This window comes from Bartonella sp. AA74HLJMH (genome assembly GCF_042197045.1).
Taxonomy (GTDB): domain Bacteria; phylum Pseudomonadota; class Alphaproteobacteria; order Rhizobiales; family Rhizobiaceae; genus Bartonella.
Map to the genome: position 1 here is coordinate 20,470 of NZ_JBHIRJ010000004.1, position 16,761 is coordinate 37,230.

Sequence of the window (16,761 nt, forward strand, 5' to 3'; positions counted from 1 at the left end):
TTTAGGTGTTTATTTGCTGTGAATAGAAGCATTTTCTTGATAGAACTCTCTTATAAATATTAATAAAATTGGGATATTGCTCCTATGTAGGATGATGAATTTATAGCTTTAAAGTTTGATGATGAACAGAATTTTTCTTTTATAAGGGGTGCTGTTTAGCATTTATTTTGTAGTGGGAAATTGTGAGAGTGGTAAAAAATAAAATGCAAATGCAAGAGAACAAAAATTCTCTTCCTCGCTTTATTCATTTGAGAGTGCATTCAGCTTATTCCTTGCTCGAAGGGGCTTTAAAAATCCCCCAAATTATTCAACAGACGATTTCAGATCATGCACCAGCGGTTGCTATTACCGATACCAATAATTTATTTGGTGCTTTGGAATTTTCACAGCATTGTCTTTCTCATGGGGTCCAACCTATTATTGGTTGTCAGCTTACTGTTGATTTTTGTGATGAAAATGATCATTCACGTTTGGCTAAATGGCGTAATCCTTCTGATTTTTGCTCTATTGTTCTTTTGGCTGCTAGCGAAACCGGTTATGCTCATTTGGTTCGTCTTGTGAGCCGTGCTTATCTTGATAAGTGTGATACTGATCCTCCTCATATTAAAGCTGATTGGTTGTCAGAACACAGTGAAGGCATAATCGCTTTAACGGGTGGAAAGGGAGGACCTATTAATCTTTCTTTGGCAGAAGAGAAAAAAGAACATGCTGTTGAGCGCTTAATTTATTTGAAAAAATCTTTTGCTGATCGTCTTTATGTGGAGTTACAACGGCATGGCTCTTATGACCGGAGAGTAGAAGCTGATCTTATTGAATTGGCTTATGCGCATGAAATTCCTCTTGTAGCAACGAATGAAGCTTTTTTTCTGCAAAGAGAAGGGTATGAAGCGCATGATGCGCTGATGGCTGTTTCAGAAGGACAAATTGTCTCTAATCCAGATCGCAAACGTGTGACACCAGATCATTATTTGAAGTCACAAGATGAAATGGTTACACTGTTTTCTGATCTTCCAGAAGCTTTGGAAAATAGTGTTGAAATTGCATTGCGTTGTCATATTGCCTCGCCTCTTCGAAAACCGATATTGCCTCGTTTTATAGAACAATCTGTTAATTCAGAAACTACTTTAGAAATAGAAGATAGTGAGTTATTAAATCAGGCTAAAGATGGTTTGAAGATTCGGCTTGAAACAATAGGGTTGGCTGAAGGGTATACGATTGCAGATTATGAACAGCGGCTTGATTATGAAATTTCAGTTATTACGCGTATGCAATTTTCTGGATATTTTCTTATCGTTTCAGATTTCATAAAATGGGCAAAGGTTCATGACATTCCCGTTGGACCAGGCCGGGGTTCTGGTGCTGGTTCACTTGTTGCTTATGCATTGACGATTACTGATGTGGATCCCTTGCGGTTTTCTCTTCTCTTTGAACGTTTTCTGAATCCAGATCGTGTTTCGATGCCAGATTTTGATATCGACTTTTGTCAAGAGCGGCGCGAAGAAGTTATTCAATATGTTCAAAAAAAATATGGACGTGATCAAGTTGCTCAAATTATTACTTTTGGTAAGTTACAGGCACGTGCAGTTTTGCGTGATGTGGGGCGTGTTTTAGAAGTTCCTTATCGTCAGGTGGATTATCTTACAAAATTAATTCCTGCCACCCCAGGAAGTCAGGTAGAATTAGCAGATGCTATTAAGGATGAACCTAAATTTGAAGAAGAAAAGAAAAAAGATCCCGTTGTTGGACGCGCATTAGATATAGCGCTTCAGTTGGAGGGACTTTATCGTCATGCTTCAACTCATGCTGCTGGGATTGTTATCGGAGATCGTCCACTTTGGGAGCTTGTCCCGATGTATCGTGATCCTCGTTCTGATATGCCTGTTACACAATTTAACATGAAATATGTTGAACAAGCGGGGCTGGTAAAATTTGATTTTCTTGGATTAAAAACGCTTACTGTTTTGAAAATGGCAGTCGATTTTGTTGCCAGAAAGGGGATTAAAATAGATTTATCAAATATTCCTCTGAATGATGAAGCAACCTACGCTATGATGGCACGTGGTGAAACGGTTGGCGTGTTTCAGGTGGAAAGTTCTGGTATGCGCAAGGCGTTGATTGGAATGAAGCCAGACCGTATTGAAGATATTATTGCGCTGGTTGCACTTTATCGTCCAGGTCCAATGGAGAATATTCCAACCTATAATGCACGCAAACATGGGGAAGAGGAAATTGCTTCTATTCATCCTAAGATAGATCATCTGATCAAAGAAACACAAGGTGTTATTGTCTATCAAGAACAGGTGATGCAGATTGCTCAGGTTCTTGCTGGCTATTCGCTTGGAGAAGCTGATTTACTACGTCGTGCTATGGGGAAAAAAATTCATGCTGAAATGCAAAAACAGCGTACGCGTTTTGTCAATGGAGCTGTTGCAGGTGGCGTGGATAAAGATCAAGCTGATATTATCTTTGATCTTTTAGCAAAATTTGCCGATTATGGTTTTAATAAATCGCACGCTGCTGCTTATGCAATTGTTTCTTACCAAACGGCTTATATGAAAGCAAACTATCCCGTTGAGTTTTTAGCTGCTTCAATGACATATGATATGACGAATACAGATAAGCTCAATGATTTTCGGCGTGAAGCATTAAGGTTGGGTATTGAAGTTATTGCACCTTCTATACAAACATCTCATCGTGTTTTTGAGGTTGGTGATAATTGTATTTATTATTCTCTTGCTGCCATTAAAGGTGTGGGAGAAACTGTTGTAGATCATATTGTTTCTTGTCGTGGGAGTAAGATTTTTAAGGATTTGGAAGATTTTTGTGCGCGTGTTGATCCTCGTATTGTTAATAAGCGTGCGATGGAAAGTTTAGTTTGTGCTGGTGCTTTTGATTGTTTTAACATTGCACGTGAGGTTTTATTAGCCAATCTTGGAACCCTTCATGCGCGTGCACTTCGTATTCTCGATGACAATTCTAGCGGGCAGGTTGATATATTTGGAATGGCAGGCGGATTAAAAGAACCATTGATTTTATCGCAAACAACCCCTTGGTTGCCGGCTGAGAAACTTTATCGAGAATTTCAAGCTATAGGTTTTTACTTTTCTGCGCATCCTTTGGAGGAATATCAAGCTATTCTAAACAAAAAACGCATTCAGACTTGGGGTAATTTTGCCAATGCCGTTAAAGGGGGAGCAACGGCTGCACGGCTTGCTGGAACTGTTGTGGCAAAAAACGTGCGCAAAACAAAATCTGGTAAAAAAATGGGAATTATTCATTTTTCTGATACAAGTGGACAATATGAAGCAGTTCTCTTTTCTGAGGCACTCTCGGATTATGAAGAGATGCTAGAACCCGGAAAATCTTTTATTATTACGGTGAGCGCAGAAAATCGTTCTGAAGGAGTTAGTTTGCGAATTGAAACAATTCAGTCTTTGGAAAATGAATCATTACAACAGCATAAAATGATGCGTCTCTTTATAAAAACAGTTGATATGCTTCCACAAATTGAACAAAACTTAAATCTTGGGGGGAATGGAGAGGTTGGGCTTATTTTAATTCAAGAGGATGGATTGCGAGAAGTCGAAATTGCGCTTCCTAAGCGATATAAGGTAAATTCACATGTCGCAAATGCTATGAAATTAATTCAGGGTATTGTTGATGTAGAATTGAGTTAAAGAAAGATTAAAGATGGGAGCTGATTTTGAGTGGTGTTTTTGCTTTTAGGAGAGCTAAAAATGGAGCTTTTAAAATCGGATTGTAGGTTTCGAAAAATATTGCTTTTATTTGAGTAAATTATGATATTTTTTTAGTGTCATAAAATTAAAAAAAATCTCGTTCTTTCGTAATATTCAAAGTGTCGGAAGGATTTTATAAGTTTTTATCATTATTTTTTATAGAATTCATCGCATCATACATGTAAAGCCAATTGAGATCTGACATAATGCTCTCTGGTGTACGAATTTTCATCATGAGATTGCGTGCAATTGCTATGGGACCGGTTGCGTGATAGGCTAATCTATTGAAATCTCCGCGTTTTTTTACTGCTGCAATACGCGGGGTGCGTGTTGTTTCGTAAAGCGAAAGTGCTTTCGTTAATGAAAAATCTTTCAATGAAAGTGCTTTTGCTAATGTGGCAGCATCTTCGATTGCCATAGCGGCACCTTGTGCTGCAAAAGGTAAGGCAGCATGTGCGCAATCGCCAACAAATACTTGTCTCTCTAAACCGATAAAACGATTTTGTTTCATTTGAAAAAGTGGCCAATAACTCCATTCATCAATATGATCAAAGATTTGTAAGATTTTTGAATTCCAATCTTTAAAAAGAGATTTGAGTTTTTCTTTATCTCCTTTATGGGCCCATCCTTCTTTTGAATTTTCTCCATGCGTAATGGCGACAAAATTAAAAATTTTTTCTGACGATTGAATGGGGTAGACAACAAGATGATTTTTTGGTCCCATCCAAGCCGTAATTGTCTTCATATTTTGCAATGAAGAACGAAAGTTTTGAGGAAGATTATCAGATGTTGTTGTTGCACGCCAAGCAATAAAGCCACTAAAATTTGCTTTTTCATGAAAAGGAGATTGTTGCCGTAATGTTGACCAAACGCCATCACATCCGATCAGGAGGGGCGTTGAATAAAGCTGTTCTGTTGCCGTATCTGTTTTTATTGTCGTGATTTTAATGTTGGTTGCCGATTGGGTAGAAGATACAATCGTTTCGCCTGCTTTGTATTTGATCAAAGGATTTTCAATCACTGCATTATATAAAATTTTTTGTAAAGCCGCGCGGTGAATCGTCATATAAGGGGCTTTCCAATATTTTTCTGTTAGATTAATAAGATGAGCCCGTAGATGTATTTTTAAAGATAATCCATCTTTTAACTCAAGAAAATATGGGATTGTCGCGACTTCAGTGAGTTTGTTAAGAAGTTTCCAGCGAGCAAGAATAGATGTTGCATTTGGTGTCAGTTGAATACCAGCGCCTATCGTTTCAAGTTGCTTACACTTTTCGATAATGGTGCTTGCAATTCCTTTATGAGCGAGTGCTAAAGCGGTGCTTAAACCAGCAATTCCTCCTCCAACGATGATGGGTGATTGTTCCACAAATGATTTCATATTAAACAAGCAGAATTAAAAGAGGGGTTATTAAGAAAGCCAAAAAACGCAATTATAATAGCTTTTCTGGATGATATAAGCATCCTGTTGGGTTTGTTTGATCGTATGATAGCGAGGGAACATAACGATAAAGGGTTGAGCAGTAAGGGCAAATTTTCTCATCTGCTGCTCCCATATCGATAAAGATATGAGGATGATCGAATGGGTGTGTAGCGCCTACACACATAAATTCTTTCACACCAATTTCGATTGTTTTATATCCAAGGTCATTTTGGAAATGAGGAATATTGTGATCAGCCATGGCATACAAACTCCAGAATAAATTTTCTCATCAGCTATGATTGGGCTCTTCTATTTTATAGGCGTGAGTTTGTAATAAAGCGTATAATAATGCAAGATGCTTTTTAAGACAAATTTCTCTTCTTTTATGCTATATTAGAATAGTTGTCTTACTTTTAGTGCTTTGCGCATAGCAATAATTCCAAGTACTTTTAAATATTAAATGGAAAAATGATGAGGGAAGTTAGGCATTGATATATTATTATGATGATAACATATTATCAAATGTTATGTGAGATATTTCGTCAAGGATTTTAGAAAATATAAAAGAAAATTATTTAGGATATATGGAACAGAGGGTGGTAGATAAAATTTCTATATCGAATATAACAATGAAAAATCCGGTACGATTTATTAATCGAGAGTTTTCATGGCTACAATTTAATAATCGTGTTTTGATGGAAGCGGCTAATTCGAAACATCCTTTATTAGAACGTCTACAATTTCTTTCTATTTCAGCTGCAAATCTTGATGAGTTTTTTATGGTTCGTGTTGCAGGACTAGCAGCTCAAATTCGTGCTCGCGTTACAGCGTGCAGTGCAGATGGGCACACTCCACAGGAACAACTTGATATTGTATTAGCTGAGATTTCAAAGCTGCAGGCTCACCAACTACGAGAATTGAATGTTTTACGTGATGAATTAAAAAAGAATGATATTGAAATTATTTGTTCTGATGATCTTTCAGAAATTGAAAAATCATGGCTTGAAAAATATTTTCTTGAGACAATTTTTCCTGTTTTAAAACCTTTACCTGTTGATTCTACTCATCCTTTTCCATTTATTCCTAATTTAGGGCTTTCTATTGGGCTTCAATTGTCTGGAGAAACTGATCAGAATTCACACACAGTGTTGTTGTCTATTTCAATGCTTTTAAGGCGTTTTATTCTTCTTCCTCAAGAAGGCAATCATTTTCGTTTTATTGCATCTGAAGATGTTATTTGCCTTTTTATTAAATATGTATTTCCTAACTATGAGGTTAAAGGAATTGGTACATTTAGAATAATCCGAGATAGCGATATTGAAGTAGAAGAAGAAGCTGAGGATCTTGTTCATTTTTTTGAAACTGCTCTCAAAAGGCGGCGCCGTGGGCAGGTTATTCGAGTTGAGTTTGACGCAAAAATGCCAGAGAGTTTACGCCAATTTATAGCGAATAGTCTCGCTGTTCCTGATAATTGTATTAATGTCCTTGACGGATTTTTAGCGCTTAATACGGTATCAGAAATTGTTTCTATTCCCCGCGATGATCTTAAATTTATTCCTTATATTTCTCGTGTTCCAGAATGTATTCGTAAACATAAAGGGGATTGTTTTGCGGCTATTCGTGAAAATGATATTGTGATTCATCACCCCTATGAGACATTTGATGTTGTTGTCCAATTTTTACGTCAAGCTGCTTGCGATCCTGATGTTGTAGAAATAAAACAAACACTTTATCGTACATCAAATGATAGTCCAATTGTTGGCGCTTTGATTAAAGCAGCTGAACAGGGAAAGTCTGTGACTGCTTTGGTAGAACTTAAAGCACGTTTTGATGAGGAAGCAAATATTCGTTGGGCCCGGGATCTTGAATGTGCTGGAGTTCAAGTTATTTTTGGTTTTATTGCATTAAAAACGCATGCTAAGATGTCATTAGTTGTGAGACGTGAGGGAAAACGTCTTCGCTCTTATGTTCATCTTGGAACAGGAAATTATCATCCCATTAATGCTAAAACTTATACCGATCTTTCTTTTTTTTCCACGGATGATGATATCGCTCATGATGTTGCGTTATTATTCAATTATATTGCGCAATATGAGCGTCCAAATGAAACAATGAAGATTGCTTTTTCACCCTTAACACTGCGTGGTCGTATCTTAGAGCATATTGAGGGAGAAATTGTTCATGCACAACAGGGAAGGTTTGCTGCTATTTGGATGAAAGTTAATGCATTGGTTGATCCTGAAATTATTGATGCTTTATATCGTGCCAGTCAAGCAGGGGTGCAAATTGATTTGGTTGTGCGGGGGATATGTTGTTTACGTCCTGGTATTCTAGGAATTTCGGATAATATTCGTGTAAAATCAATTGTCGGGCGTTTTCTTGAACATAGTCGCATTTTTTGTTTTGGGAATGGTCAAGATTTGCCTAATGAAAATGCACTCGTTTACTTAGGCTCTGCTGATATGATGCCTCGTAATTTGGACTATCGTATTGAAATATTGGTTCCGGTTTTTAATAAAATAGTGCGTCAAAAAATTCTTTTACAGATTATGTTAGCTAATATCATTGATAATCAACAAAGCTTTGATATACTTAAGGATGGAACATCAAAACGTATTACACCGCAGATAGGTGAAAGTCTATTTAATGCGCAGGAGTATTTTATGGCCAATACAAGTTTTGCGGGGGAAAATGAGTCTTTTGAGTCTTCTGTTTCGCGCTTGGTTGCGTTGCATCGGCAACAAGCCGAAATACATAAAGACTAAAATCCAATGACATATAGAGATGCTCAAGGTCGGTTAAAAGGGCGTAAGCCTGTTGCTGTTATTGACATTGGCTCAAATTCTGTTCGGTTGGTTATTTATGAGGGGCTTGTTCGATCACCAACAGTTTTATTTAATGAAAAGATTCTTTGTGGTCTCGGTCATGGTGTGGCGAAAACAGGATTTTTAGAAGAAAAATCGATGAAAATGGCGTTGCAAACACTGAAACGGTTTCGTACGCTTTGTCGACAGATTGGGGCAGATGAGGTCTATACTTTAGCAACAGCAGCAGCACGAGATGCACAGAATGGCGTAGCATTTATTCAGCATGCTGAAGATATTTTGCAAAATAAAATATATCTTCTTTCAGGAAGTGAAGAAGCTATGTATTCAGCATATGGAGTTGTGTCTACTTTTTATCAACCAAAAGGTATTTCTGGGGATCTTGGTGGTGGAAGTCTTGAGCTGATTGATATTGATCATTCTGATGTTGGTGAAGGGATAACGCTCCCATTGGGTGGTTTAAGGCTACAGTATATGTCAAATAATGATAGTGCTGTAGCTACAAAAATTGTACATGAGCAATTTTATAAATCGTCTGTTGTTCGTGCTCGTAAAGGTATAGCACGTTATTTTTATGCAGTAGGGGGGACATGGCGTAATTTGGCAAAACTCCATATGGCAATGAAACACTATCGGCTCCCTGTTATGCACGGCTATGAAGTTGATGCTGTTGAAATGGAGAACTTTTTACGTCTTGTAGCACGTGGCAATATTGATAATATGAGAGGGATTGCAGCGGTTTCTCAGAACCGTCGAAAACTTTTATCTTATGGGGCAATAGTTCTTATTGAACTCATTCAGTGTATGGAGTTTGAAAAGATAATCTTTTCTGGTGCTGGCGTTCGTGAAGGTTTTCTTTATTCACGATTGCCGCAGGCGATTCGACTTTCAGATCCTCTCATTGCAGCATGCACAGAAATGGCTATTTTACGGGCACGTTCACCAAAACAAGCAGAAGAACTCATTGATTTTACGACGAATGCTTTTGAAGTTTTTGGAATTTCAGAAACCGAAAATGAATGCCGTTATCGTCAAGCCGCTTGTCTTCTTGCGGATATTGGTTGGCGTATACATCCAGATTATCGAGGCAATGAAGCAGCAAATCAAATAGCTTTAGGATCTTATCCAGGAATTTCTCATGAAGGGCGCCTTTATGCGGCACTTGCTGTTTTTTTTCGCAATACGAGTTTATTGGTTGATAAAGAATCTCTTCCCATTTTTCAATTAGCAACTCAAAATATAATTGAAAAAGCACGTATTCTTGGCGAAACTATGCGTATTGCTCATCTTTTTAGTGCTTCTGTTGCAGGAATTTTACCTCATTTATTGTGGCATAAAAAAGCAGATCATATTATCCTGCAGATCCCAAAGAATTACGCTGGGTTATTAGGAGAACGTCCTCTTGGACGATTACAGAAGTTATCAAAAATAATAAAACAACCTCTCGCTTTTGAAATTTTTTGATTTTTTTCCTAATTTATTCGTGTTTTATGTCTTAATAATAGGGCCATTGACGAGGGATAAACTAGGTAGCCTATCATCATGAGCTGGACAATAGGACTTGTTCCATAACGCCCATGCTAGACACCACGCAAAGCATTTGTAATGCCTGAGCATTCATAAAAGAAAACATAATTTTTTATTCTGTTACTTGCATCACAGGATGGATTTTTCACTTCATAAGCTTCATGTGAAAATGAAAAGTTTTGTCCATTTTTACGTGAAAAGGTTTTCTTTTTATGCTGCGTCGTTATAACGTTTCTGTTTAGCTTGCTCGATTATCTTAATAAGATTACGATTGTAACCAACGCGATAAAAAACAAGTTTTAAAGATTTTGGGAGAGATCCATTGGTTACATGACGCTGGAATGTTGAAATACTCATATGAAACAGTTTTGCACTTTCACGGTCTGTCAAAAGAATATCATTTCAGTCATTATAAAATCCTTTCACTATAAAAAATAGAAATAAATCACAACTATTTATTAACCATGATTTTCGAATCCTTTGAAAGGTGTTTAATTTATAAAAAACAGCGCTTTATCATATAATTTCTTATGTGAAACTTTATGAGTCTTATTGAGATGGAGTGAGAGAATCTTACGATATTCGGAGGTCTAATTCAATATAAATAACGCTAGATTATTTTTAGAAATCAATATATTGCTTTTGTTAGGTATTTTAGTTGTTATGCTGGCTCGTTTTTGATTGTTAGATTGCAATCTCGGTAGTTTTTTACGATATGGTGACGTGAGGCATTATATCTTTGTTTGTTCCTATTGCGAGGCTGCTATTTTTGTAACGAATGCGCTTTTATTATTAAGAACTTTTTCTTTTTAAAACTTTTAAATGAGGAGCTGTCTGTTTTTTTTAGATTATTTTTAATGGGATTGCTATTTGATTAACCTGATAAAGATTTAGCTATCATTTTAATGAGAGTTTACTATTTAATTTTTTAACTTTGTCAGAAGTGGGCTTTATTTATCCTGTTTGCGTTGGTCTATAGGGCATACCAATTGATATAGATAATGAGTAGCATAATGGATTTTTCAAAATGAAAATGTAAATTAAAGCTGTTTTGTGCTTATTTTTCCATCGTTAAAGTAAAACCCTATCTGGCCCTTTAGCAGTTGTTCGGCTTTTTTACCAAATATTTCATAGCGCCAGCCATTCATAGCGGGAATATTTTTCTTTATTCCTCCATTGGCAATTTTTTCTAAATCATTAGATGTTGCAATAATTTTAGGGGCAATGCTGTTTTCATTTGCAACAATTTTTAATAACACTTTGAGCAGATCGATAACAGCGGCTGTCGTATCATTGAGTGGATTATGTTTAGGAATGGGGGGTAAAGTAGAAAGATCCACCTCTAAGCCTTCATGGACAGCTTTGATTAATGATTGAGCAATTGAGAGTTTATCCCAATTCTTATTAAGACTGCGCAATCGTTTTAATGCAGATTCATCTTTTGGTTGTTGGGTTGCTATTTCTATAAGACATTCATCTTTTATGATATGACGACGTGGCATATTGTATCTTCGTGCTTCACGTTCACGCCAAGCTGCTATCTTTTGTAATACAGCAAGTTCACGTGGCTTTTTAATTTGTCCTTTCACTTTTTTCCATGCTTCATCTTCTGGCATATCATAGGTTTTAGGATTTAAAAGGATTGTTAGTTCATCATCCATCCAGTGAGCACGTTGATTTTTTTCTAACCTTTTTTTCAATAACAGGTAAACATCTCTTAAATAGGTTACATCGGCAAGTGCATAGAGCAGTTGTTTTTCAGACAAAGGTCGGCAACTCCAGTCTGTAAAGCGGGAAGATTTATCAAGATGATGCCCCGTGCAACGTTGTACAATTTGATCATAGGAGATAGAATCACCAAATCCACAAATTGATCCTGCTATTTGCGTATCAAAGAGAGGGGAAGGAATAACACCTCCAAGATGATAAATTGTTTCAATATCTTGGCGCGCAGCATGAAAAACTTTTACAACTTTTTTATCGATCATAAGGTCAAAAAAAGGTTGTAAATTAATATCTGGTGCTATGGGATCAATCAAAACTGTAACATTTGGTGAGGCGAGCTGTATTAAACACAGTTGAGGCCAAAAAGTTGTTTCGCGGATAAACTCAGTATCGACTGTTACAAAATCAGAGGTACGTAGAGCGTTAAGTGCAATTTCAAGATCTGTTGTTTGTGTAATAAGATTCATCATTTTATTATAATTCGATAAATTAAATTTGTGCTTTATTGACTTTATTTTTAAGTTTTTATTCTCATATCTTGACAAATGGTTATTAAAAAGCGTTTGTAGCGCATGTGAATATTATAATCAAAGGCAAAAAACATGCACCGTTATCGCAGTCATCATTGTGCGGCTCTTCGTAGATGTGATGTAGGAACACAAGTTCGTCTTTCGGGGTGGGTTCATCGTGTTCGTGATCATGGAGGGATTCTTTTTGTGGATTTACGTGATCATTTTGGAATCACACAAATTGTTGCAGATCCTGCTTCACCAGCATTTAAAGTGATTGAAAAAGTGCGTTCTGAATGGGTTATTCGTGTGGATGGGGAGGTATGTGCACGTGCTGATGAGGTTATTAATGCAGCGCTTCCAACAGGTGAGATTGAAATTTTTGCACAAGAGGTAGAAATTCTTTCAAAATCTGATGAGCTTCCTTTACCGGTTTTTGGTGAGCCTGATTATCCAGAAGATATTCGATTAAAATATCGTTTTCTTGATTTGCGTCGGGAGACTATGCACAAAAATATCATGCGTCGGACTGAAATTATTGCGGCTATGAGACGAGCTATGCAAAATAATGGTTTTACGGAATTTACGACGCCACTTTTGACAGCTTCATCGCCGGAAGGCGCACGTGATTTTTTGGTTCCAAGTCGTGTTCATCAGGGAAAATTTTATGCGTTACCGCAAGCGCCACAGCAATATAAACAGTTGTTGATGATGTCAGGTTTTGATCGTTATTTTCAGATTGCTCCATGTTTTAGAGATGAAGATCCAAGGGCCGACCGTCTTCCTGGTGAATTTTATCAATTAGATGTTGAAATGAGTTTTGTTGAGCAAGAAGATGTTTTAGCAACTATGGAACCTATTATGCGTTCTATTTTTGAAGAATTTGCAGATGGAAAGACTGTGACACAAAGCTTTCCTCGCATTTCCTATGATGAAGCAATGCGAAAATATGGTTCTGATAAGCCTGATCTGCGTAATCCGATCATTATGGAAGATGTTTCTCAGCATTTTTATAATTCTGGTTTCAAAGTCTTTGCTCAAATTTTAGCGAATGATGAGAATGCACAAGTGTGGGCTATTCCAGCTAAAACGGGTGGAAGTCGTGCTTTTTGTGATCGTATGAATGTATGGGCACAAGGCGAGGGGCAACCAGGACTCGGCTATATTTTCTGGCGTGAAGAAGAAGGAAAATTTGAAGGAGCAGGGCCTATCGCCAAAAATATTGGTGAACAGAGGACTGAAGCAATCCGTATACAGCTTGGTCTTGAAAGTGGGGATGCCTGTTTTTTTGTAGCTGGCGATCCAAAAAAGTTTTCATCTTTTGCCGGAGCAGCACGCACAAGGGTAGGGGAAGAATTAGATCTTCTTGATAGAGATAGTTTCTCTTTGGCGTGGATTGTTGATTTTCCATTTTTTGAATGGAATGAAGATGAAAAAAAGATTGATTTTGGACATAATCCTTTTTCCATGCCTCAAGGGGGAGAAAATGCCCTTGCCTGCCAAGATCCTCTTACTATTAAAGCTTTTCAATATGATCTTGTTTGCAATGGTTATGAAATTGCATCAGGTGGAATTCGTAATCACTTACCAGAAATGATGCTTAAAGTTTTTGAACTTGTAGGACTTTCTAAGGAAGTTGTGAAAGATCGTTTCGGTGGTCTTTATCGTGCATTCCATTATGGGGCTCCGCCACATGGTGGCATGGCTGCGGGAATTGACCGCATTATTATGCTGTTACAAGGTGTTAAAAATTTGCGTGAAGTTGCTTTATTCCCTATGAACCAACAGGCGCTTGATCTTTTAATGAGCGCTCCGTCTGATGTTTCTCCTACACAATTACGTGATTTAGGAATCCGCATGGCTCCTACTCACAAAAATAGCTCATAAAGTTGATAATGGATTGTTTTCGTCTTTTTCTACGTAGAGTGAAGTTTTGATGCCTTTCAAGAGTCAACGGTGTGTGCGTGTACTGTTTGTGAAATTTAGATAGGCAAAACGCTATTGTGTTGATTCTTTATGAGGCATTTTTATTCCTTGTTTCTATAGTGGCTTTTCCCCTTGTGATAGGTGAGGAAATAATTATAATTGCTTGATCATGAATAAATTAGAAATAAAAGAATTCTATAATATTCGGGAGCCTCATTTTAGTTGAAAAAAAATTAATTATCTTTATATGTCAATATATTATTTATTTTTTATTGAAGTTTTTACAACGTTGTAGCAGAGAATTGTGTCTCTTCGTTTTTATGAGAATAATGTGGTTTTCCATTCTATGGACTTACTCTGAAAAGTTTAAATTTCATAAGCTTTGAACATTTTTTTGGTTTTTCGTAGAAAAACTGAATGGGGTTGTTATACAATTTATCTTTATAATAAAAGATGATGTTTGAAAGGTGCTTTTGTCATTCCAGAAAAGATGAAATAACTCTTTGTGAGCAGTTAAATTATTATCAGATTTGACAAAGCTTTCAATAAATTACTTAGGACAAGGGGGAAGGACATGTATAAATTTTTCAAATTGATATAATTTTCTGTTCATGTTCTAATTGCAGCGTTTGTTTTTATGTAATTGACTTTTAATAAAAAAGTCGACTCATAGAAGATTTCATTAAATAAATCCTATAAAATAATTTCTTATTATTGTGGGAATTGTTGTTTTAATACTATGTCTGATAAAATGAATTTACCTTTTGATAAAGAACATATTGAACCAATAGAATTACGTTCTGCTTTACAGGAACGTTATTTGGCTTATGCACTTTCTACGATTACACACCGTGCATTGCCTGATGTACGTGATGGATTGAAGCCGGTCCACCGGCGGATTGTTCATGCGATGCGTCTTCTCAAACTAAATCCTGGACAGTCTTATGCGAAATGTGCGCGGATTGTTGGTGATGTCATGGGAAAATTTCATCCTCATGGGGATGCGTCTATTTATGATGCCTTGGTGCGCTTGGCTCAAAGTTTTGCTGTTCGTTATCCGTTGGTTGATGGGCAAGGCAATTTTGGTAATATTGATGGTGATAATGCTGCTGCCATGCGTTATACGGAAGCACGTATGACTGAAGTGGCTGCATTGTTACTTGAAGGAATTAATGAGAATGCTATTGATTTTCGTTTAACCTATAATGAGGAAGATGAAGAGCCTGTTGTTTTACCAGGAGCTTTCCCTAATCTTTTAGCAAATGGTTCTTCTGGTATTGCTGTTGGTATGGCAACATCTATTCCCCCCCATAATGTTGCTGAGCTTTGTGATGCAGCACTCCATTTGATTGCGCATCCCGATGTAAATGATGAGGAATTAAATCAATTTGTTCTTGGTCCTGATTTTCCGACGGGGGGAATTTTAGTTGAACCTAAAAAAAGTATTGAGGAATCCTATCGTGTTGGGCGTGGATTCTTTCGCTTGCGTTCACGTTGGCATCAGGAATCTGGTAGCCGTGGTTCTTATGTGATTGTTGTAACTGAAATTCCCTATCAGATTCAAAAGTCACGTCTTATTGAAAAAACAGCAGAGTTATTGCTTGCACGCCGATTGCCAATGCTTGAGGATATCCAAGATGAATCAGCAGAAGATATCAGAATCGTGCTGGTTCCTAAAAATCGGTCGGTTGATCCGGAGCTCCTTATGGAGTCTCTTTTTAAATTGACTGACTTTGAAGTAAGATTTCCCCTTAATCTGAATGTTTTGTCTTTGGGAAAAATACCCAATGTCCTTTCTTTGCGAGAAAGTTTGCAGCAATGGCTTGAACATCGTCAAGAAGTGCTTATTCGTCGCTCTCATTATCGGCTTGATCAAATTGATAGCCGATTGGAAATTCTTCATGGATATCTTATTGCCTATTTAAATCTCGATGAGGTCATTCAGATTATTCGTGAAGAGGATGAACCGAAAAAGAAGCTGATTAATCGGTTTGAATTAACAGAAAATCAAGCTGAAGCTATTCTTAATATGCGCTTGCGTTCTTTGCGTAAGCTTGAGGAATTTGAAATTCGTAAAGAATTTGAAAGTTTGAAAGCTGAAAAAGAAAAGCTACAGAATTTGTTAGCTTCTCCTATAAAACAGTGGAAAATAATTTCAGAAGAAATCAAAAAAGTTCGAAACACTTTTGGGCCTGAAACACTCTTGGGGAAAAGACGTACGACGTTTGAAGAGGCACCAAGACATGATCTTGATGATATTCAACAAGCAATGATCGAAAAAGAACCGATTACTATTGTTATTTCTGAAAAGGGGTGGATGCGTGCTTTGAAGGGACACTTGAACGATTATAAAGCACTTTCTTTTAAAGAAGGAGACAGTTTAAAGTTAGCCTTTCCAGCATTTACGACCGACAAGATTGTGCTGATCAGTACGGGGGGGAAGTTTTTTGCTATTGGTGCAAATAATTTACCTGGAGGGCGGGGACATGGTGAACCTATTCGTCTCTTAGTTGATATGGATGATGAGCACGATGTTCTCACAGCTTTTGTGCATCACGCCGAGGAAAAATTTCTCTTGGTTTCATCTCACGGTAATGGTTTTATTGTTTCTTCTGCAGAAGTGATCGCCAATACACGAAAAGGAAAGCAAGTGATGAATGTGAAAGCTCCTGATAAGGTAAAGCTTTGTGTTCCGGTAAATGGTGATCATGTTGCTGTAGTCGGTGAAAACCGTAAAATGCTTATTTTTTCTATTGAACAAATACCAGAAATGAATCGCGGTAAGGGTGTTCGTTTACAGCGTTATAAAGAAGGTGGTGTTGTTGATGCCAAGACTTTTAATTTATCAGAAGGCTTAAGTTGGCAAGATACAGCTGAACGAATCTTTAACCGTCAAGCTGATGATCTCATTGAATGGATGGGAATGCGTGCGGGCGTCGGGCGTTTGGTTCCAAGAGGATTTCCAAAATCAGGAAAATTTATCAATTAAATGTATTTTATAAATGGGAAAATTCCCTATGGTTTTATGATTATGTAAGATATTAATTTATAAAGATAATTTATTATTTTTTATATTGAACGAAAGACCT

8 protein-coding genes and 1 pseudogene are annotated in these 16,761 nt (G+C 37.1%); 5 read left to right on the forward strand and 4 right to left on the reverse strand.

The window, feature by feature from the left end:
- Positions 1 to 209 precede the first annotated feature (209 nt).
- Positions 210 to 3,677 (forward strand): DNA polymerase III subunit alpha, encoded by a 3,468-nt coding sequence (dnaE, locus tag ACFINH_RS03695; protein ID WP_375632256.1) that lies wholly within the window; start codon positions 210 to 212, stop codon positions 3,675 to 3,677.
- A gap of 193 nt (positions 3,678 to 3,870) precedes the next feature.
- Here the strand turns inward: dnaE and ACFINH_RS03700 are convergent, their stop codons facing one another.
- Positions 3,871 to 5,118 (reverse strand): FAD-binding protein, encoded by a 1,248-nt coding sequence (locus ACFINH_RS03700; protein ID WP_375621324.1) that lies wholly within the window; start codon positions 5,116 to 5,118, stop codon positions 3,871 to 3,873.
- A 52-nt stretch (positions 5,119 to 5,170) separates the two neighbouring features.
- The gene (locus ACFINH_RS03705) at positions 5,171 to 5,419 is read right to left on the reverse strand and encodes a zinc-finger domain-containing protein (protein WP_375611536.1); all 249 of its coding nucleotides are present in this window, start codon (positions 5,417 to 5,419) and stop codon (positions 5,171 to 5,173) included.
- 325 nt (positions 5,420 to 5,744) lie between these two features.
- Between ACFINH_RS03705 and ACFINH_RS03710 the strand changes: the two genes are divergently transcribed.
- Both ACFINH_RS03710 and ppx read left to right on the forward strand, forming a co-directional pair.
- Complete coding sequence (locus ACFINH_RS03710) at positions 5,745 to 7,925, forward strand: RNA degradosome polyphosphate kinase (RefSeq protein WP_375632181.1); 2,181 nt, start codon at positions 5,745 to 5,747, stop codon at positions 7,923 to 7,925.
- Between the two features lie 6 nt (positions 7,926 to 7,931).
- Positions 7,932 to 9,449, forward strand: coding sequence for an exopolyphosphatase (gene ppx, locus ACFINH_RS03715; protein ID WP_375611538.1), 1,518 nt, complete (start codon positions 7,932 to 7,934; stop codon positions 9,447 to 9,449).
- A gap of 273 nt (positions 9,450 to 9,722) precedes the next feature.
- Here ppx and ACFINH_RS03720 read toward each other — a convergent pair.
- Both ACFINH_RS03720 and rnd read right to left on the reverse strand, forming a co-directional pair.
- Positions 9,723 to 9,908 (reverse strand): annotated as a pseudogene (locus ACFINH_RS03720) (helix-turn-helix transcriptional regulator).
- 644 nt (positions 9,909 to 10,552) lie between these two features.
- A complete protein-coding gene (gene rnd / locus ACFINH_RS03725) occupies positions 10,553 to 11,707 on the reverse strand; it encodes a ribonuclease D (protein WP_375632182.1) in 1,155 nt (384 codons plus the stop codon).
- 132 nt (positions 11,708 to 11,839) lie between these two features.
- On the opposite strand from rnd, the gene aspS reads away from it, so the two are divergent.
- Positions 11,840 to 13,633, forward strand: coding sequence for an aspartate--tRNA ligase (gene aspS, locus ACFINH_RS03730; protein ID WP_375632183.1), 1,794 nt, complete (start codon positions 11,840 to 11,842; stop codon positions 13,631 to 13,633).
- Between the two features lie 778 nt (positions 13,634 to 14,411).
- The gene (gene parC, locus ACFINH_RS03735) at positions 14,412 to 16,661 is read left to right on the forward strand and encodes a DNA topoisomerase IV subunit A (RefSeq protein WP_375627792.1); all 2,250 of its coding nucleotides are present in this window, start codon (positions 14,412 to 14,414) and stop codon (positions 16,659 to 16,661) included.
- Positions 16,662 to 16,761: the final 100 nt, after the last annotated feature.

Coding starts and splice junctions, on each gene's coding strand:
- ACFINH_RS03700 (WP_375621324.1), bottom strand. CDS start 5,118: ATGAAATCATTTGTGGAACAATCACCCATCATCGTTGGAGGAGGAATT.
- dnaE (WP_375632256.1), top strand. CDS start 210: ATGCAAGAGAACAAAAATTCTCTTCCTCGCTTTATTCATTTGAGAGTG.
- parC (WP_375627792.1), top strand. CDS start 14,412: ATGTCTGATAAAATGAATTTACCTTTTGATAAAGAACATATTGAACCA.
- ACFINH_RS03710 (WP_375632181.1), top strand. CDS start 5,745: ATGGAACAGAGGGTGGTAGATAAAATTTCTATATCGAATATAACAATG.
- ACFINH_RS03705 (WP_375611536.1), bottom strand. CDS start 5,419: ATGGCTGATCACAATATTCCTCATTTCCAAAATGACCTTGGATATAAA.
- rnd (WP_375632182.1), bottom strand. CDS start 11,707: ATGATGAATCTTATTACACAAACAACAGATCTTGAAATTGCACTTAAC.
- aspS (WP_375632183.1), top strand. CDS start 11,840: ATGCACCGTTATCGCAGTCATCATTGTGCGGCTCTTCGTAGATGTGAT.
- ppx (WP_375611538.1), top strand. CDS start 7,932: ATGACATATAGAGATGCTCAAGGTCGGTTAAAAGGGCGTAAGCCTGTT.